Consider the following 18,595-nt stretch of genomic DNA (forward strand, 5'->3'; position numbering starts at 1 on the left):
TCCTAAGGGGTTGGTCATTTTGATTATTAATAAGGTTGAAATCTGTGGAGTAAATACAGCTAAACTACCAGTGCTAAAGTCAAAGGAAATGAAAGAGTTGTTAATTAGAATGAAAAACGGCGATGAAAGTGCTAGAGAAGTTTTTATTAAAGGCAATTTAAGGCTAGTATTAAGTGTAATACAAAGATTTAACAACCGTGGTGAAAATGTAGATGACCTTTTTCAAGTGGGTTGCATTGGATTAATGAAAGCTATTGACAATTTTGACTTAGAGCAAAATGTTAAGTTTTCCACCTATGCTGTACCAATGATAATTGGTGAGATTAGAAGATATTTAAGAGATAATAATTCAATTAGAGTAAGCAGATCATTAAGAGATATTGCTTATAGAGCTCTACTTGTAAGAGATAGATTAATTAATGAAGATAATAAAGAACCTACAATTTCTCAAATTGCAAAAGAACTAGAATTGCCAAGAGAGGAAGTTGTATTTGCACTGGATGCTATTCAAGATCCAGTATCGTTATTTGAGCCTATATATCATGATGGCGGAGATGCCATTTTTGTTATGGATCAAATTAGTGATACCAAAAATGGTGACGATAACTGGCTTGAGAACATATCTATTAAAGAAGCAATGAAAAAGCTTAATGAAAGAGAAAAATTAATACTTACATTAAGATTTTTTAATGGAAGAACACAAATGGAAGTTGCAGATGAAATTGGTATTTCACAAGCACAGGTTAGTCGATTAGAAAAAACTGCATTGAAGCATATGAGAAAATATGTTTAATAACAGCTTGAATTAAGGGAATTCAGAATTATGAGTTCCCTTAATTTTATTATTAAAAATAAAGTTATATTACAATATTATTTGAATATTATGTAGTATAGGGTTTTTGATAGGAAACTTAACTTAAAACCCTGAAATAGGTTTTAAAATTAGGGGGATTAAAAAATGGAAGAAATATTACATTCATTAAATGCTATAAGAACTATGGAAGTTATTGATATAGAAAGAGGAATAAAGATTGGCTTTGCACGAGACTTTAAGATAAATTGTGATAATAATTCTATTGAGTCTATTCTTATTCCAATACAAAAAGGAAATTGGTTTGGTAAGATGGAATATATAGAAATAGCTTGGGGCGATATTATTAAAATAGGTGAAGATGTGATACTTGTAAATCTCAAGGAAATTGCTCAAGAAATACTCTAGCAAATTTAACATTTTATAGGTATAATATATTTACATCATATATGAGGGGCGTGAATAGAATGAGATGTCCATATTGTTCCTATGAAGAAAGTAAAGTAGTTGATTCAAGATCGACTGATGATTTTGCTGCAATTAGAAGAAGAAGAGAATGCTTAAGCTGTGGTAAAAGATATACAACCTATGAGAAGCTTGAGGATATTCCAATTCTTGTTATAAAGAAAGATCAAAGCAGAGAAAACTTTAATAAGGATAAAATAATTAGTGGGTTAATAAAAGCATGTCAGAAAAGACCTGTTTCTAGAGCTCAAATCGAGGAAATCGCAAGTGATATAGAAAAAGCAATAAGTAATAAGATGATTTCTGAAATAAAGTCTGACCTTATTGGAGAAATGATAATGGATAGATTAAAAGACATTGATGAAGTAGCTTATGTTAGGTTTGCGTCAGTTTATAGACAGTTTAAAGACATAAATACTTTCCTTCAAGAAATTGAACGATTAATGTTAAATAAATAGTGGATTAAGGACTACATAATTTAAAGAGTACTAAAAAGAGATAATATTTCATTTTAGTAACTTTGTAAGTAGTCCTTTTGTTATATTAAAAATTTATGTTATAGTTTAGTTAAGACGTGTTAATTTTTGTTATAAATACAATAAGATATACATATAAAATGTTAAAATTAAGAGGTAAGAAAGTATGCAAAATAAAAATATGAAGGATTTTATAAGTATAGTAGATGACAATTATGAAGTATATTTCTCAATTGGAGATAAAAATTATAGTAAGAGTACAATGAGTGGTAGAGCCAATATAAAAAGTTTAGAAGATATTTTCTCAATGGAGTCTGTAAAATATATATCGCAGGTACATTCTGATAGAATAATTAATTTGGTTAACATTGAAGAAGATACTTCAAAATTAGAGGCAGATGCTATAATAACTAGTTTAAAAAATACTGGAATAGGAGTTTTTTATGCAGATTGTGTACCAGTTATACTTTATGATAAATCAACCGGGATAATTGCAGCAGTGCACAGTGGCTGGAGAGGAACCTACGAAGAAATTGTTAAAAAGACAGTTTTATCAATGGGGAATGAATACAGCTGTAAGATATCAAATATAAAGGTAATAATAGGACCTCATATTCACGATTGTTGTTATGAAGTAAGTGAAGAGCTTAAAACACAATTCACAGATAAAGATTCGTTTAGGGGAGTAAATTTATTCAAAGGTAGAAATTTATCTCTTAAAAAAGCAATTATAAAAGGATTAAATGACTTAGGAGTAGAAGACAAAAATATATTAACATTAGATTACTGTACTTGTTGTGAAAAAGATATTAAATTGCATTCTTACAGAAGAGATGGAATTAATTCAGGAAGATGCTATGGATTTATAGTAAAAAAATAGCTGGAGGTAATAAAAATGTCAAGCGAGAAAATATTTATTGTTGATGATGAAGAACATATATTAGAACTTTTGAAATTTAATTTTGAAAATTCAGGTTACAAGGTAGACACAGCTACCAATGGTGTTGATGCATTAAAAAAAATTAAAGCAGAACCACCTAAGCTTATTTTGTTAGATGTTATGCTTCCAGGTATGGATGGTTATGATGTTTGCAAAGAGATAAGAAGGGAAAGCGCTACTCAAAATATTCCAATAATAATGATTACTGCAAAGAGTGAAGAACTTGATAAAATTCTTGGCCTTGAACTAGGGGCAGATGATTATATTACTAAACCTTTTTCAGTTAGAGAGATTCTTGCTAGAGTAAAAGCAGTATTAAGAAGAACAACTTCAAATACAACAACTGAACGAGCGTTTAATGTATACAATATATCAGTAGATTTTGTTAAGCATGAAGTACTTAAAGATGGGCAAAAAGTAGACTTAACACTTAAGGAGTTCGAATTATTAGAAATATTAATTAGAAATAGAGGAAAAGTATTAACTAGAGAGACATTATTAGATAAAATATGGGGATATGAGTACATTGGTGAAACTAGAACGGTTGACGTACATATAAGACACCTAAGAAAGAAAGTTGAAGAAGATGATAAAAATCCTAAACTAATTGAGACAATCAGAGGAATCGGATATAGATTCTTCAGCGGAGATTAAATATGAGAAAAAAAATCTTATTTTCTATAATAGTAACCGTTCTGTTTGCACTTATAGTAGTAAGTACTGCATTTATAACTATGGTAAATTATCAATATGTGAATAATGCAAAAGAAACCTTAAAAATATATAATGACCTAGTTAAATATTCTGACTTGAAAAATATAGAAAACATCCCTAAGCTAGCAGCAGCGGATAAAAATACTCCAGAAATAAGAATTACATATATCTTAAAAGATGGAAAAGTTGTCTTTGACTCAGATGAAGATAGTTCAAAACTCGATAATCATAATACAAGAGAGGAAGTTCAAGCTGCAAGGCAAAATGGTGAAGGTTCAGCTATTAGATTTTCAAATACTTTACACAAAACTATGGTTTATTATGCAACCCAATTAGATGATGGAAGTATAATTAGAACTTCAATTCCATTAGAAAATACTAAGTTATTCTACAATGGATATTTTAAGTATTATATTTTAGTCTTTTTAATTGTAATTTTAGTTACAATTTGGTTATCATTTAAATTAATTAAAGTTATTGTTGAACCAGTTAAGGAAATGGAGTTTATAACATCGAGAATTGCTCAAGGCGAATATAATAGAAGAGTTAGAATTTTCTCAAAAGATGAACTTGGTTCGCTAGGAAAAACTTTTAATAATATGGCAGAACAATTACAATCTAAGATAAACGAAGTTGTAGAAAAACAAAATAGACTTGAAGCTATTTTAACTAGTATGGACAGCGGTGTTATAGCAGTTGATAGAATGCATAATATAATAATGATAAATCCATATGCAAAAAATATATTTAGCATTAAGGATGACATAATAGGCAAACCCCTATTAGATCATATTCGTGATTTTGAATTAGATCTTCTCTTTGAAGAGAAATCAGAAGGCGTACATGAGATTAAAATTATTTGGCCAAGTGAAAGAATATTAAGAATAAGAACTACAGATATTATAAATGGAAGTGAATTCATAGGAACAGTTGCTGTTCTGCAAGATATAACTGATATCAGAAGACTAGAAAATATGAGATCTGAATTTGTAGCAAATGTTTCTCATGAACTTAAAACTCCACTTACTTCAATAAAAGGTTTTGCTGAAACCTTAAAATATGTTGAAGATGAGGCAACTAGACAAAAGTTCTTAGGCATTATTGATGATGAATCAGAAAGACTAACAAGATTAATTAATGATATCTTAACTTTATCAAATATTGAACAAAACAATGATATTATTAAAGAAGAATTCCATCCTAAAGAAATAGTTGAAGATGTAACATTATTAATGAAGAAACTAGCTGATGATAAAAAAATACAACTAAACACTTCTAATGATTCTTCTGTATATTTGTATGGAAGTAAAGATGGATTTAAACAGATGGTTATTAATCTTCTGGAAAATGCAATCAAATATTCAGAAGAGGGAGATACAGTAAACTGCAGAAGTTATAGTAAGAATGGGGAGTATTATTTTGAAGTAGAGGATACAGGTTGTGGAATACCTGAAAATGAATTAACAAGAATCTTTGAAAGATTTTATAGAGTTGATAAAGCTAGAAGCAGAGCTAAAGGTGGAACTGGTTTGGGGCTTGCAATAGTAAAACATATCATAAAGAGTTATAATGGAACAATTGATGTTCAAAGTGAAGTAGGAAAAGGAAGTAAGTTCTTAGTTAAAATTAAACATTTATAATAAAAAAAGAGGCAATGGCCTCTTTTTTTTATTATTAAATAAGAATATGTAAGTAATTTAAATAAAGATTAAATTGTAAAATTCCTTGTCAATATAGCTAATGTTAATTTTAATTAACATTAGCATAATACTAATTTACATTTATCTAATAGTGGGTTAACTTTGTAGGTTTATTATTAATCTTGTAAGGAATAATAAATATGTAAATAAAGTTTTGGAGGAATAGAAATGAAAAGAAAAGGAATAAAATTTACAATCTTAGGTATGTCTCTAGTATTAGGACTTTCAGCTTTCGCTGGATGTGCAAAGAAAGATGATACTGCGAACCAAACTAAAAAGTTATCAGGAAGCATAACTTTAGCAGGATCAACTGCTTTACAACCATTAGTTGAAGCTTCAAAAGATGGATTTAATTCTGAATATCCAGATATAACAATTAATGCTCAAGGTGGTGGATCCGGTACAGGATTAACTCAAGTATCTCAAGGAGCAGTTGATGTAGGAGATTCTGATGTATTTGCAGAAGAAAGTTTAAAGCCAGAAGATGCTAAAGCACTTGTAGATCACAAAGTGGTTGCTCAAGGATTTGCTGTAGTAGTTAACAAAAACTTAAATGTTACTAACTTAACTAAGAAACAAATTCAAGACATATTTGCTGGAACAATTAAAAATTGGAAAGAAGTTGGCGGACCAGATAAGGAAATCATAATCGTTCACAGACCAAGTTCTTCAGGAACAAGAAAGACTTTCGTTAAAGTTGTACTTGATGGAAACAAAGATTTAGAAAATGATAAGCTTGGTGTTACTCAAGATAGTAACGGAGCTGTAGTTCAAGCTATGGAGAAGTCTGATGGATCAATCAGTTACGTTTCACTTGCATACTTACAAAGTGATGAAGCTAAAGATAAGTTAAGCGGAGTAAGCATTGATAATGTTGCACCAACTAAAGATAACATAACAACTGGAAAATATATATTCTGGTCATGGGGACATATGTATACTAAAGGCGAACCAAATGAAGTAGTAAAAGCATTCTTAGATTATGTTGGAAGCGATAAAAACAAAGAAGTTATTAATAAACAAGGATATATCAACGGATCAGATATGAAGGTTAAATAATAATTAAAGAGAATTCTCCAAGGGCTGATTAGTTTCAGCCCTAAATTTCATGGAGGGGGATAATTAAAGTATGGAAGGCTCAAGAAGTTTTATAAAAAAATTAAGAACAGAATATACAGGAAAAATATATGCTTATTTATGTGGAATAATTATCATAATACTAACCCTTTCAATAATGTTTTTTATTGCATCAAAGGGGCTTCAAACATTTATAACTGATAAACAAAGCATTAAAGATGTGTTACTTGGACTTAACTGGAAACCAGATGCAAGCACTCCTAAGTATGGGGCTTTAGTGTTCATACTAGGATCAACATTTGTTTCAGTAGGCGCAGTTATAATTAGCGCACCTATTGCTATAGCTTTAGCAATATTTATGAATCTTATTTCAAGTAAATTTGGTAAAAAGGTATTACAACCTGCATTAGAATTGTTTGTTGGAATACCATCAGTAGTTTATGGATGGATAGGTATATCAATTTTAGTACCATTAATCAAAAACTCCTTTGGAGGTTTAGGTTTTAGTTTATTATCAGGTATTTTAGTTTTAAGTATAATGATATTACCAACTATTGCTTCACTTGCCTCAGATGCAATTAGTACAGTACCAAGAGACTATTTAGAAGCTTCTTATGGATTAGGTGCTACTAGGTGGCAAACTATAAGTAAGGTAATAATTCCAGCTGCCAAAAGTGGAATATTAACAGGAGTAGTTCTTGGGATAGCAAGAGCCTTTGGAGAGGCATTAGCTGTACAAATGGTTATAGGTAATAGTGCAAGAATCCCGGCTGGTCTTACAGACTCTACTGCAACATTAACTAGCATTATAACTATGGATATGGCAAATACAGCAACAGGAACCCCATGGAATAATGCTCTTTGGACACTTGCATTAATACTTCTAGTTATTAGTTTCTTATTTATATTAATAATTAGAAAGATTGGATCAAGAGGTGAGTAATATGAAAGCAAAAACCCAAGATAAGATTGCAACAATAATTTTGTATATTATTTCTAGCTTAGTAGTATTACTACTAGTAGCGTTTATGGGATATATAATTTATAGAGGAGCATCCTCATTAAATATAAATTTCTTAACTTCAGCTCCAAAGACCACATCTTCTGGAGGTGGAATTGGACCAGAGTTATTTAATTCATTATATATGCTTGTAATTTCATTAATTATTACTGTTCCATTTGGAATAGGAGCAGGAATATATCTAGCAGAATATTCTAAAGAAGGTAGATTTGTTCGTTTTGTTAGATTATCCATAGAAACAATGGCATCATTACCTTCTATAGTAATAGGTTTGTTTGGATTATTAGTTTTCGTAACATATTTACATTGGGGATATTCAATATTAGCGGGAGCTATTTCAGTTTCCATACTAAATTTACCTTCCCTTGCAAGAGTAAGTGAAACAGCAATAAAGGCATCCTCAAAAAAAGTTAAAGAAGCTAGTTTAGGACTTGGGGCTACTAATTGGCAAACAATAAAAAAGGTTGTATTACCTTCTGCTATGCCACAAATATTAACAGGAATTATATTAGCTTCAGGAAGAATATTTGGTGAAGCTGCAGCGTTTTTATATACTGCTGGACTTAGTTCAGGAAGACTTAAGTTTACAGATATAAGTCTTGTAAATAATACATCACCATTTTCATTATTTAAACCAGCTGAAACCCTAGCAGTTCATATATGGAAATTAAACTCTGAAGGTTTAGTGCCAGATGCTGCAAAAATAGCAAATGGTACATCAGCAGTTTTAATTATAGCTGTACTATTATTTAATATTCTAGCAAGAGTAATTGGAAATGCACTATATAAGTCATATAGTGGTAAATAGGAGGAAAAAAGTATGGGAATTATAGATACTAAAAACTTAAATTTATATTATGGTAAATCGCAAGCATTAAAAGATATAACATTAGAAATTGATAGAAATTCAGTTACAGCATTAATTGGACCTTCAGGTTGTGGTAAATCAACTTTTTTAAGAACCTTAAACAGAATGAATGATTTGATAGATAGTGTAAATATAACTGGAGAAGTATTTTTTGAAGGAAAGAATATATATAGCGACTACGATGAAATATTACTAAGAAAAAGAGTAGGAATGGTATTCCAAAAAGCTAATCCATTTCCTATGTCTATTTATGATAATATAGCATATGGTCCTAAAATACACGGTATAAAAAATAAAGCAGAGCTTGATGAAATTGTGGAGAACAGTTTAAAAGGGGCAGCTTTATGGGATGAGGTTAAAGATAGATTAAAGAAGAGTGCATTAGGTCTTTCAGGAGGGCAACAACAAAGACTTTGTATAGCAAGAAGTTTAGCTGTTGAACCAGAAGTACTTCTAATGGATGAACCTACTTCAGCACTAGATCCAATTTCAACTAGTAAGATAGAAGAGCTAATGGATGAACTTAAAAAGAAGTATACAGTTATCATAGTAACACATAATATGCAACAAGCAGGTAGAATTGCTGATAAGACTGCTTTCTTCTTAAACGGCGAAGTAGTAGAATATGATTTAACAGAAAACATATTTTATAAACCTACCGATAAGAGAACAGAAGACTATATTACTGGTAGATTTGGTTAAAAACAGAATAAAGGAGAGATTTATATGACAAGAACTTCTTCAGATTTAAAACTAAAAAAGATACACGAAGACATAATAAAAATGGGTAGCATAGTTGAAAAACAAATTTTTCTATCAATTGAAGCATTAAAAAGTAAGGATGTAGATTTAGCCAATGAAACTATTAAAAAAGATGATTTAGTTGATAATCTACAAAAGCAAATAGAGGAAGACTGCATAAAATTTATAGCAGCTGAACAACCTTTAGCTGTTGATTTAAGAGATATATTTACTGCAGCAAAGATCGTTACAGACTTAGAGAGAATGGCTGACCATGCAGTTGATATTTGTAAAATTGTCAAAAGAACAAAGGATCAAAAACATGTTAAAGAGCTTAAGGACATAGGAGAGATAGCAGCAAAGGTACAAAATATGATAAAGCTATCTATTGATGCATATATAGCTTTAGATGAGAAAAAAGCATTAAGTATATGTAAGATGGATGATGAAATAGATGCTTTATATAAGAAGGTATTTGAAGAACTCTTAGGTATAATGAGTAATCAATCTGAACACATTGGTCAATCAGCTCAATTATTATTTGTATGCAAATATCTAGAAAGAATTGCAGACCATGTTACTAATGTATGTGAATGGACTATCTACTTAAAAACTGGTAAATATGTTGATTTGAATGAATAAATGTGATTAGTATTATTAAAGATAAGCAGAAACCAAAGGGTTTCTGCTTATTAATTTGTAGAAATTCATATTTCTTGACTTAATTTAGGAATTAAGTTAAGATTACATAATGAAAGAGTATGGGTTAATAAGCCAAAAAACTAGGAGAAAGTTATGAAAAATAAAATTTTAAAGGTTGAAGCTAATAGTTTAGGTGAAGAACTTGGAATTGAAGCTGGAGATTTTTTATTATCTATAAACGGTACTGCTATAGAAGATATTATGGATTATAAATTCTTAATGTCGGATGAATATATAGAAGTTGAAATAGAAAAGCCTAACGGAGAAGTTTGGATTCTTGAGGCTGATAAGGAAATACAAGAAGACTTAGGGGTGGATTTTGAAAGCTCCATAATGGATAGAGCAAAGAGTTGTTCTAATAAATGTATTTTTTGTTTCATAGATCAATTGCCAAAGGGAATGAGAGATACACTTTATTTTAAGGATGATGATTCAAGATTATCTTTTTTACAAGGAAACTTTGTAACCTTAACAAATATGAAAGAATCAGATATTGATAGAATAATCAATTACAGAATAAGCCCTATTAATGTAAGTGTACATACTACAAATCCTGAACTTAGAGTTCAGATGCTAAACAATCGATTTGCAGGTAATATATATGATAGACTTAAAAGACTTGCAGAAGCAGAAATTGTAATGAATGCACAAATAGTAGTTGTGCCTGGAGTAAATAATGGAGAAGAGCTTAAAAAGACTGTAGAAGACTTATATAAGCTTTATCCGCATGTACAAAATATTGCTGCTGTACCAATAGGTGTTACAAAACATAGAGAAGGTTTAGCAAAGTTAAAAACTTTTGATAAAAATTCTGCATTAAAAGAAATTGAGGACCTTAAAGAATTACAAGAAAAGTATATGAATGAGATTGGAGCCCCTTTTGTACGTTTGTCAGATGAATTTTACGTTATGGCGGGAATAGATGTACCTGAAGAAGATTTTTATGGAGAATATGAACAGCTTGAAGATGGTATAGGTATGATAAGATTATTTAGGCAATATGTTTTAGATAACTTAGATAGCTTAAAGAAAGACTTAAATGGCAGCTTTACCATGATAACAGGTGTTTCAGCTTATGAAGAAATTTTATGGGCCTCAAATAAAATTAAAGAAGTAAATAATAATATAAATATAGAAGTTTTTAAAATTAAAAATTATCATTTTGGTGAAACTATAACTGTTGCAGGTTTATTAACTGGAAGAGATATAATTGAACAATTGAAGGAGAAAATAAACTCTAAATACTTAATTATGTCTAGTAATATGTTTAGAAAAGGTTACGAGCTTTCAAATTCAAAAGAACTAGTTATGCTAGATGATATTAAAATTAATGATATTGAAAGAGAATTAGGTGTTAAAGTTATAGTTGTGGACTATACTGGAGAAGACCTAATTCAAAATATAAATAAACATTTAGAGGAGGGTTAATAATGGGAAAACCGATTGTTGCCATAGTAGGTAGACCAAATGTAGGTAAATCTACATTATTTAATAGATTAGCAGGAAAAAGAATATCAATAGTACAGGATACTCCTGGAGTTACTAGAGATAGAGTATATGCAGAAGCTGAGTGGTTAACTCATAATTTCACTATGATTGATACTGGCGGAATAGAGCCAGAAAATGAAAATATTATTGTTAAACAAATGAGAAGACAGGCACAAATAGCTATTGAAACTGCTGATGTTATTGTTTTTATAGTTGATGGAAAAGAAGGGTTAACTGGAGCAGATAAAGAAGTTGCTCAAATGCTAAGAAAAAGTAAAAAACCTATTGTTTTAGTTGTTAATAAAGTTGACTCATTAAAAGAAGAAGATAACGCATGGGAATTCTATAACTTAGGAATAGGTGACCCCGTTACTATTTCAGCATCTCAAGGTCTAGGTCTAGGAGATATGCTTGATAGAGTAGTAGAACACTTTAAAACTATTGGCGAAGATGAGGAAGAAGATGAATATATTAAGATTGCAATGCTTGGTAAACCTAATGTAGGGAAATCTTCTTTAATAAATAAATTATTAGGTGAAGAAAGAGTTATTGTATCGGATGTTCCTGGTACAACTAGAGATGCAATCGATAGTTATTTAGAAACTGATATAGGTAAGTTTACTTTAATAGATACAGCTGGTCTTAGAAGAAAAAGTAAAGTAAAAGAAGAAATAGAAAGATATTCAGTAATTAGAACATATACAGCTATTGAAAGAGCAGATGTATGTATACTTATGGTTGATGCTCAAGAAGGAGTAACAGACCAAGATGAAAAGATAATTGGATATGCTCATGAGCTTAAAAAAGCAATAATGGTTATAGTTAACAAGTGGGATTTAATTGAGAAAGATGACAAGACTATGGCTAACTACCAAAAAGATTTAATGGCAAACTTAAAGTTTATGTCATATGCTCAATACCTATTTATTTCAGCTTTAACTGGTCAAAGAGTTCATAAGGTATTAGAAGTTGCAAAATATTGCTACGATAATTACTCAAAGAGAATTTCAACAGGTATATTAAATGAAGTTATAAATAAGGCAGTTCTAATGAAGGAGCCACCAGTTGTTGGTTTAAAGAGATTGAAAATATTCTATGCTACTCAAGTTGCATCAAAACCACCAAAGTTTATTTTCTTTGTAAATGATAGTAATGCTTCTCACTTCTCATATGAAAGATATCTTGAAAATCAGTTAAGAGAAAGTTTTGACTTTAAAGGAACTGGAATAGAGATAGAATACAGAGAAAGGAAGGAATAGTTATGGATAAGGTTGCTTTTCTTGGAGGAGGTAGCTTTGGAACAGCCCTAGCTACAGTAATAGCCAATAAAGGCTATAACGTAAATTTTTGGCTAAGAAATGAAAAAATAGCTCAAGAAATCAATCAAAACCGAACTAATGAAAAATATTTAAAAGGCGTAAAAATTCCAACTAATGTTAAAGCCACTTGCGATTTAAAAGAGGCTTTAACAGAGGTTAAATATATAGTTCTTACAATACCTTCTTCATCTATTAGAAATGTTTGTGAACAAATAAAAGAATATATAAATGAGGAAAGTGTTATAATTTCCCTTGCAAAAGGTATTGAAGATGGCACAAACTTAAGACTTTCTGAGGTAATTGAGCAAGTTCTAGATAAAAAGCCGGTAGTCTTATCTGGCCCATCTCATGCAGAGGAAGTAGCTGCATTAATACCTACTACCATAGTATCTTCAAGCAAAGATATGAAGCTTGCTGAAGAAGTTCAAGAACTTTTTATGACACCAACCTTAAGAATTTATACAAATGAAGACTTAATTGGTGTGGAAGTTGGGGGAGCTGTTAAAAATATAATTGCAGTTGCAGCTGGTATCCTTGATGGAATAGGCTATGGTGATAATACAAAGGCTGCACTTATGACTAGAGGTATGAAAGAAATTTCTAGAGTTGGAATTAAGCTAGGTGGTAAGGAAGAAACTTTCTATGGGTTGACAGGCATGGGAGACTTAATAGTTACATGTACATCAATGCATTCAAGAAATAGAAAAGCTGGTATTTTATTTGGTAAAGGTAAAAAACTAGATGAGGTATTAAAGGAAGTTGGAATGGTAGTTGAGGGGGTAAAAGCTTGTCACGCATTCTATACTTTAAAGGAATCCTTAGGTGTAAGCATGCCAATAACAGATGTACTTTACAAATTTATATTTGAAGAAAAAAATCCAATTAAAGCTATTGAAGAGCTTATGCAAAGAGATAAGAAAAGCGAAAGCTATTAATATAAACTCCAGAGGAAAACATCCTCTGGAGTTTTTTATTTGTATAAATTCTTCTGAAAGCAAATTGCTTCAGGATTATTAGCATATTTACCATAGTTCTCTATTTGGATATAGTTATTTTTCCTATAAAAGTTTACTGCAGCTTTATTAATTACTCTAGTTTCGAGTAATAAAGAGTTATATCCTATATTTCTAGCCTCAGTTTCTAAATGTTTTAAAATTATTGTTCCAATTCCAATATCTTTAACCTTAGCAAACATTCTTTTAACCTCAGCTGTGTATTCAGTAATTGGACGAAAAGCTCCACAGCCTATAGCTTGTCCAGAATCATCATAGGCTATTACAAATAATGAACGAGGAACAAGCACATCATTTGGATCAAAAGAGTTTTTCCCACTAGCTCCAGTTATATTTTCTAAACTTTTAGATAGCTCATCCATTAACATAATTGCATCAACGTCTTTTGGACTTTTCTTTATTATTTTCATATTTCATACCCCAACTCACAAAAATATTAATAACTTTAAGAATATAAACATAATTATACTCTAAATAAAAGAAGAAATGCCCAGAACATGTATCAAAGTTACTAAAAATGTTATTTGTTCAGTACCTAAATCAATATAAATAATTTATAAAATCAGTATACTTTTTGTTGCTCATTAATATATATATATTGTTAATAATATTTTAGGAGGATTAGCTTGGAGGATTTTAATATCTATAAGGATATAGCAGAAAGAACCCAAGGGGATATATACGTTGGGGTAGTAGGACCTGTAAGAACTGGTAAGTCTACATTCATAAAGAGATTTATGGACCTTATGGTTATTCCTAATATCGAAAATACTTATAAAAAAGAAAGAGCTAAAGATGAATTACCTCAAAGTGGTTCAGGGAAGACAATTCATACTACAGAACCTAAATTTGTACCAAATGAAGCTGTAGATATAACAATTGAAGAAGACTTAAAGCTTAAAGTGAGATTAGTTGATTGTGTTGGTTACATTGTAAAAGGAGCACTAGGATATATGGAGGAGGATACACCTAAAATGGTTCACACTCCTTGGTATGACAACGAAATTCCTTTTGAAGATGCTGCAGAAATTGGCACAAGAAAAGTAATAACTGATCATTCTACTATAGGCTTAGTAGTAACAACTGATGGCTCAATAACTGGTATTTCAAGAGAAGACTATGTTGAAGCTGAAGAAAGGGTTATAGATGAACTTAAATCTATAAATAAACCTTTTATAATTGTACTTAATACTATAAATCCAAATTCAACTGAAACAAAAGAATTAAGAAAGAGCATGGAGTTAAAATACAATGTATCTGTTCAAATATTAGATGTTCAAAAAATGGATGAGAGTTCAATTCAAAAATTATTTAAACAAGTACTTAAAGAATTCCCTGTTAAAGAAATAAACATAGATATGCCGGAATGGATTGAAAAACTTGATGGTTCTCATTGGCTAAAGGCAAACTTTATAAACATAATCAGATCAATGTGTGAGAACATATATAAAGTTAGAGATATAAAAGGGTGTTTAGATAGTACCTCAGGAGAAGATTACTATGCACAAAGTGATATTTCAGAAATGAATTTAGGTGACGGTAGTGCAAAGATAATGATGAAACCTAAGGATGGAGTATTCTATAAAATACTTAGCGAATTATGTGACACAGAAATAAAATCAGATTCTCATCTAATGGAATTAATAAAGGAATTACACTTAGCTAAGGTTGAATACGATAAAGTATCACAAGCCTTAGAAGATGTAAAGAACACTGGATATGGACTAGTAGCACCTCAATTAACTGAAATGAAATTTGAGGAACCTGAAATTGTTAAGCAAGGATCAAAATATGGAGTGAAATTAAAGGCTAGCGCTCCAAGCTTGCATTTAATTAAGGCTGATATTGAAACAGAAATATCACCAATTATGGGTTCTGAAAAGGAAACTGAGGAGCTTATGAAATCTTTATTAAACCAATTTGAGAATGATCCATCAAAGTTATGGCAAAGTAATATGTTTGGTAAATCTCTAGAAGTTTTAGTTAAAGAGGGCTTACAAAATAAACTATATAAAATGCCAGAGGATGTACAAGTTAAAATTCAAAAAACTCTACAAAAAATAATCAATGAGGGCAATGGCGGATTAATCTGCATAATTTTATAGCTAAATGCTAATTAATATAGGCCTTAAGGTGAGTTTTAAATAGCTTTATGGCCTATTAATTTTTTAGGAGGATACTATGCCAGATAAAGGGAAAAGCAAAAGTGGTTCAGGTAAGAATAATAAAAATACTAAGACCACTAAGAATTCAAAAAATGATACAAAAAAGCAAACAAATAAGAATCAAGAAAAGAAGAAAAAGTAGGTTTTGTAAATTGATTTAACTGGAAATTTGGTATATAATATGCTGGTAATGATGTCTGGGTATAGCGCAGATGGTAGCGTACAAGACTGGGGGTCTTGGGGTCGCGGGTTCAAGTCCCGCTACTCAGACCAAAATTGGCATTTAGCCCTGCAAACAAGAGAGTTTGCAGGGTTCTTTGTTTTTTAGAGAATAATGCCTGGTGCCCCAAAGTGACGAAATTTCTATTTAGTCAAAAATAAGTACATTACTTCAATGTTTTCAATTTTTGAAAAGTATATAAGTATGCGTTGATATATAATAATTGTATACTTATGCTGCAATTATATAGATAAAAAATGATAGTATAGAAGAGGGGTATATTATGATTTGTGATTATCATGTGCATTCAAACTTTAGTGATGATTCTGAATACATTATGGAAAATGTCATTATTGATGCAATAAAAATGGGAATAAGCGAAATTTGTTTTACAGATCATGTTGATTACGGTATTAAGGTAGATTGGGAACAAGTTGATAAGACTAAGAATGATGGAAATAAGTCTATTTATAATGTAAACTATCCTTTATACTTTAAAGAAATTGAAAGATTACAGAACAAATATTGTAGTGATATTAAAATAAAAAAGGGCCTTGAGTTTGGGATGCAAATGCACACAATTCCGTGTTTTCAAAAAATATTTAATTTATATCCAATGGATTTTGTTATTTTATCAATTCATCAAATTAATGATAAGGAATTTTGGACTAATGAATTTCAAAAAGGAAAAACAGAGAAAGAGTATTATGATGAATATTACCAAGCAATGTATGATATAATACAAAACTATCATAATTATAGTGTCATTGGTCATATGGATTTAATACGAAGATATGATAACAAAGATGATTTTCCTTTTAGAAATAATAAAGAGATGATCACACAAATTCTTAAATATATTATTAAAGATGGCAAAGGAATTGAAATAAATACAAGCTCTCATCGATATAAACTGGATGATTTAACACCATCACATGAAATACTAAAAATTTATAAAGATTTAGGTGGAAAGATCATTACGATTGGTAGTGATAGTCATGTACATGAAGATTTAGGAGCATATATTAAAGAAACGAGATTAGAGTTAAAGAAGTTAGGATTCAAATGTTATTGCACTTTTGAAGATATGACGCCAATTTATCATGAATTATAGGAGAAATAAATGATTGACCATTCCTAGAGACTAATGTAGAAAAAATACTATAAATTAGAATGCAATTCAACTTTTAGACGTTTTGGGGCGTGGGTTCAAGTCCCACTACTCAGAATTAAATTAGTATTTAACCCTGCAAACATGATAGTTTGCAGGGATTTTGTCTTTTGGTGGAATATTAAAAGTTAAAATGTGTTTATATTAATGGTATAGAGATAATATACAATATTTATTTAAAAGTAAGTAATAAATATAAAAATATGCAGTGATTATAGGTGCCATAAATTCTATATTAGCAATTTATTGAACAGGAGAAAAAGATATTTCACCTGAGCCGACTATTACCATAAGATCACCATTTTTAATAGGGCCTAATTTTACAATTTCATTTGGATTAATAGATCTTAATAGTACTTTTTGATTTCCATCCGAATCAAGTACAATCACTGTAACAGGTGCATCAGGAGTTGTAAGTTTTGAGGTAACAAATTTTCCTGAATACTGAGATATATCATAGATACCTTGTTTATAAGTGTTTGCTATAGGTGGTGGTTGAACCTGAGCATGTGGAAACTCAACAAATGTAAATATTGATATCAAAAAGAATAATAAAAATTTCTTTATATTCATAGGAGCACCTCCATTGTATTATTATTTTGTTTTTTTAATCGCAATATTCACTTTATTTGCAATAAAAAATAATAACATCTAATTTGCTGAAATATAATTTCATATATGTTAAGATTATTTATAGCTTTTAGTTATTGGAGGAATTGACATGAAAATAGGTTTTTTTGACTCGGGTATAGGTGGTATGACTGTATTGTATGATACTTTAAAGATCCTACCTAATGAAGATTACATATATTACGCAGATACTATAAATGTTCCATATGGGCCAAAGCCAAAAGAAGAAGTTAAAAAATACATTTTGAATGCAGTAGATTTTATTATTAAGCAGGGGGTAAAGGCTGTAGTTATTGCATGTAATACAGCAACAAGTGTAGCAATTGAAGAACTGAGGGCTAAATATGACATTCCAATAATCGGAATGGAGCCTGCAGTTAAGCCAGCTGTTGAAAATAATAAAGATTTAAATAAACGAGTTTTGGTAACAGCTACAGAATTAACTATAAAAGAAGAAAGACTACAGAATCTTATTAGTAAATTGGATAACGAACATGTTGTAGACTTATTGCCACTTCCGGGGTTAGTTAAATTTTCTGAAGGTCTTGAATTTAGAGATGAAATAGTATTGCCTTATCTTAAAGAACAATTAAGTAAATATGATATGAAAAACTATGAAACAATTGTATTAGGATGTACTCATTTCTCATACTATAAAGACATGTTTAAAAAGTTGGTTCAGCCACATGTAAATATTATAGATGGAAATTACGGTACTGCTAATAACTTAAAAAGGATTTTAAAAGAAATGAATTCTTTAAATGATGGTAACGGAGATATTTCATTCTATAATTCTGGGGTAAAGGTTGAAGATAAAATTGAATTAGCTAGATATGATAAACTATTTAAAAGACTTCATGACATAAATGAATCAAATTAAAGTATTTTTCATTTGGAGGAATAAACCTTATGAAAGAACTTAGATTGGAAGAAAAAACAATACAAATTATATTTGGTTAGGTGTTTGGGAATACAACATAAATGCCATAAAATTTTATGAAAAACTTGGACTTGAAAAATTCGATACACATATTTTCAAGTTAGGTGAAGATGAACCGACAGATAATTTAATGA

Annotated in this window: 20 protein-coding genes and 1 tRNA gene; 19 read left to right on the forward strand and 2 right to left on the reverse strand. The window is 30.1% G+C overall.

Annotated features, from left to right (window positions below; translation table 11 throughout):
- Positions 1-19: 19 nt before the first annotated feature.
- The 14 genes from sigG to JK634_RS03205 all read left to right on the forward strand — a co-directional run bounded on the left by sigG (position 20) and on the right by JK634_RS03205 (position 13,257).
- Positions 20-793: an RNA polymerase sporulation sigma factor SigG gene (gene sigG / locus JK634_RS03140; protein WP_202766170.1), complete on the forward strand. Its 774-nt coding sequence runs from the start codon at positions 20-22 to the stop codon at positions 791-793.
- A 165-nt stretch (positions 794-958) separates the two neighbouring features.
- Positions 959-1,219 carry a YlmC/YmxH family sporulation protein gene (locus tag JK634_RS03145; protein WP_202766171.1) on the forward strand — a complete coding sequence of 87 codons (261 nt, stop codon included), beginning with the start codon at positions 959-961 and terminating at the stop codon, positions 1,217-1,219.
- 59 nt (positions 1,220-1,278) lie between these two features.
- Positions 1,279-1,734, forward strand: a complete 456-nt coding sequence (nrdR, locus tag JK634_RS03150; protein ID WP_202766597.1) for a transcriptional regulator NrdR — start codon at positions 1,279-1,281, stop codon at positions 1,732-1,734.
- Between the two features lie 184 nt (positions 1,735-1,918).
- Positions 1,919-2,632 (forward strand): peptidoglycan editing factor PgeF, encoded by a 714-nt coding sequence (gene pgeF, locus JK634_RS03155; protein ID WP_202766172.1) that lies wholly within the window; start codon positions 1,919-1,921, stop codon positions 2,630-2,632.
- A gap of 15 nt (positions 2,633-2,647) precedes the next feature.
- A complete protein-coding gene (locus JK634_RS03160) occupies positions 2,648-3,346 on the forward strand; it encodes a response regulator transcription factor (protein ID WP_202766173.1) in 699 nt (232 codons plus the stop codon).
- A 2-nt stretch (positions 3,347-3,348) separates the two neighbouring features.
- The gene (pnpS, locus tag JK634_RS03165; RefSeq protein ID WP_202766174.1) at positions 3,349-5,046 is read left to right on the forward strand and encodes a two-component system histidine kinase PnpS; all 1,698 of its coding nucleotides are present in this window, start codon (positions 3,349-3,351) and stop codon (positions 5,044-5,046) included.
- A gap of 228 nt (positions 5,047-5,274) precedes the next feature.
- Positions 5,275-6,165 (forward strand): phosphate ABC transporter substrate-binding protein, encoded by an 891-nt coding sequence (locus JK634_RS03170; protein WP_202766175.1) that lies wholly within the window; start codon positions 5,275-5,277, stop codon positions 6,163-6,165.
- 70 nt (positions 6,166-6,235) lie between these two features.
- Positions 6,236-7,126, forward strand: a complete 891-nt coding sequence (gene pstC / locus JK634_RS03175; protein WP_202766176.1) for a phosphate ABC transporter permease subunit PstC — start codon at positions 6,236-6,238, stop codon at positions 7,124-7,126.
- A gap of 1 nt (position 7,127) precedes the next feature.
- Positions 7,128-8,012: a phosphate ABC transporter permease PstA gene (gene pstA / locus JK634_RS03180; RefSeq protein WP_202766177.1), complete on the forward strand. Its 885-nt coding sequence runs from the start codon at positions 7,128-7,130 to the stop codon at positions 8,010-8,012.
- A gap of 12 nt (positions 8,013-8,024) precedes the next feature.
- The gene (gene pstB / locus JK634_RS03185) at positions 8,025-8,774 is read left to right on the forward strand and encodes a phosphate ABC transporter ATP-binding protein PstB (RefSeq protein WP_202766178.1); all 750 of its coding nucleotides are present in this window, start codon (positions 8,025-8,027) and stop codon (positions 8,772-8,774) included.
- Between the two features lie 24 nt (positions 8,775-8,798).
- The gene (gene phoU / locus JK634_RS03190; RefSeq protein ID WP_202766179.1) at positions 8,799-9,455 is read left to right on the forward strand and encodes a phosphate signaling complex protein PhoU; all 657 of its coding nucleotides are present in this window, start codon (positions 8,799-8,801) and stop codon (positions 9,453-9,455) included.
- A 153-nt stretch (positions 9,456-9,608) separates the two neighbouring features.
- Positions 9,609-10,943 (forward strand): DUF512 domain-containing protein, encoded by a 1,335-nt coding sequence (locus tag JK634_RS03195; RefSeq protein ID WP_202766180.1) that lies wholly within the window; start codon positions 9,609-9,611, stop codon positions 10,941-10,943.
- 2 nt (positions 10,944-10,945) lie between these two features.
- On the forward strand, positions 10,946-12,262 hold the full coding sequence (der, locus tag JK634_RS03200; protein WP_202766181.1) for a ribosome biogenesis GTPase Der: 1,317 nt from the start codon (positions 10,946-10,948) through the stop codon (positions 12,260-12,262).
- Between the two features lie 2 nt (positions 12,263-12,264).
- Positions 12,265-13,257, forward strand: coding sequence for an NAD(P)H-dependent glycerol-3-phosphate dehydrogenase (locus JK634_RS03205; protein WP_202766182.1), 993 nt, complete (start codon positions 12,265-12,267; stop codon positions 13,255-13,257).
- Positions 13,258-13,292: 35 nt separating this feature from the next.
- Here JK634_RS03205 and JK634_RS03210 read toward each other — a convergent pair whose 3' ends face one another.
- Positions 13,293-13,745: a GNAT family N-acetyltransferase gene (locus JK634_RS03210; protein WP_202766183.1), complete on the reverse strand. Its 453-nt coding sequence runs from the start codon at positions 13,743-13,745 to the stop codon at positions 13,293-13,295.
- Between the two features lie 216 nt (positions 13,746-13,961).
- Here JK634_RS03210 and spoIVA point away from each other — a divergent pair, with 216 nt between their 5' ends.
- From spoIVA to JK634_RS03225, 4 genes are all read left to right on the forward strand, one after another.
- On the forward strand, positions 13,962-15,440 hold the full coding sequence (spoIVA, locus tag JK634_RS03215; protein ID WP_202766184.1) for a stage IV sporulation protein A: 1,479 nt from the start codon (positions 13,962-13,964) through the stop codon (positions 15,438-15,440).
- A 76-nt stretch (positions 15,441-15,516) separates the two neighbouring features.
- Complete coding sequence (locus JK634_RS20515) at positions 15,517-15,642, forward strand: hypothetical protein (RefSeq protein WP_274601334.1); 126 nt, start codon at positions 15,517-15,519, stop codon at positions 15,640-15,642.
- A gap of 55 nt (positions 15,643-15,697) precedes the next feature.
- Positions 15,698-15,773: transfer RNA gene (locus tag JK634_RS03220), tRNA-Pro, on the forward strand.
- A gap of 230 nt (positions 15,774-16,003) precedes the next feature.
- Positions 16,004-16,834 carry a histidinol-phosphatase HisJ family protein gene (locus tag JK634_RS03225; protein ID WP_202766185.1) on the forward strand — a complete coding sequence of 277 codons (831 nt, stop codon included), beginning with the start codon at positions 16,004-16,006 and terminating at the stop codon, positions 16,832-16,834.
- Positions 16,835-17,134: 300 nt separating this feature from the next.
- On the opposite strand, the gene JK634_RS03230 is transcribed toward JK634_RS03225, so the two are convergent.
- Positions 17,135-17,464 carry a hypothetical protein gene (locus JK634_RS03230; RefSeq protein WP_202766186.1) on the reverse strand — a complete coding sequence of 110 codons (330 nt, stop codon included), beginning with the start codon at positions 17,462-17,464 and terminating at the stop codon, positions 17,135-17,137.
- A 148-nt stretch (positions 17,465-17,612) separates the two neighbouring features.
- Here JK634_RS03230 and murI point away from each other — a divergent pair, with 148 nt between their 5' ends.
- Entirely contained in the window at positions 17,613-18,401 is a 789-nt protein-coding gene (murI, locus tag JK634_RS03235) for a glutamate racemase (RefSeq protein WP_202766187.1), read from the forward strand.
- The last annotated feature ends 194 nt before the right edge of the window (positions 18,402-18,595 follow it).

The organism is Clostridium paridis (assembly GCF_016765615.1).
Lineage (GTDB): Bacteria > Bacillota > Clostridia > Clostridiales > Clostridiaceae > Clostridium_T > Clostridium_T paridis.

Coding starts and splice junctions, on each gene's coding strand:
- JK634_RS03145 (WP_202766171.1), top strand. CDS start 959: ATGGAAGAAATATTACATTCATTAAATGCTATAAGAACTATGGAAGTT.
- nrdR (WP_202766597.1), top strand. CDS start 1,279: ATGAGATGTCCATATTGTTCCTATGAAGAAAGTAAAGTAGTTGATTCA.
- pgeF (WP_202766172.1), top strand. CDS start 1,919: ATGCAAAATAAAAATATGAAGGATTTTATAAGTATAGTAGATGACAAT.
- JK634_RS03160 (WP_202766173.1), top strand. CDS start 2,648: ATGTCAAGCGAGAAAATATTTATTGTTGATGATGAAGAACATATATTA.
- pnpS (WP_202766174.1), top strand. CDS start 3,349: ATGAGAAAAAAAATCTTATTTTCTATAATAGTAACCGTTCTGTTTGCA.
- JK634_RS03170 (WP_202766175.1), top strand. CDS start 5,275: ATGAAAAGAAAAGGAATAAAATTTACAATCTTAGGTATGTCTCTAGTA.
- pstC (WP_202766176.1), top strand. CDS start 6,236: ATGGAAGGCTCAAGAAGTTTTATAAAAAAATTAAGAACAGAATATACA.
- pstA (WP_202766177.1), top strand. CDS start 7,128: ATGAAAGCAAAAACCCAAGATAAGATTGCAACAATAATTTTGTATATT.
- pstB (WP_202766178.1), top strand. CDS start 8,025: ATGGGAATTATAGATACTAAAAACTTAAATTTATATTATGGTAAATCG.
- phoU (WP_202766179.1), top strand. CDS start 8,799: ATGACAAGAACTTCTTCAGATTTAAAACTAAAAAAGATACACGAAGAC.
- JK634_RS03195 (WP_202766180.1), top strand. CDS start 9,609: ATGAAAAATAAAATTTTAAAGGTTGAAGCTAATAGTTTAGGTGAAGAA.
- der (WP_202766181.1), top strand. CDS start 10,946: ATGGGAAAACCGATTGTTGCCATAGTAGGTAGACCAAATGTAGGTAAA.
- JK634_RS03205 (WP_202766182.1), top strand. CDS start 12,265: ATGGATAAGGTTGCTTTTCTTGGAGGAGGTAGCTTTGGAACAGCCCTA.
- JK634_RS03210 (WP_202766183.1), bottom strand. CDS start 13,745: ATGAAAATAATAAAGAAAAGTCCAAAAGACGTTGATGCAATTATGTTA.
- JK634_RS20515 (WP_274601334.1), top strand. CDS start 15,517: ATGCCAGATAAAGGGAAAAGCAAAAGTGGTTCAGGTAAGAATAATAAA.
- JK634_RS03225 (WP_202766185.1), top strand. CDS start 16,004: ATGATTTGTGATTATCATGTGCATTCAAACTTTAGTGATGATTCTGAA.
- JK634_RS03230 (WP_202766186.1), bottom strand. CDS start 17,464: ATGAATATAAAGAAATTTTTATTATTCTTTTTGATATCAATATTTACA.
- murI (WP_202766187.1), top strand. CDS start 17,613: ATGAAAATAGGTTTTTTTGACTCGGGTATAGGTGGTATGACTGTATTG.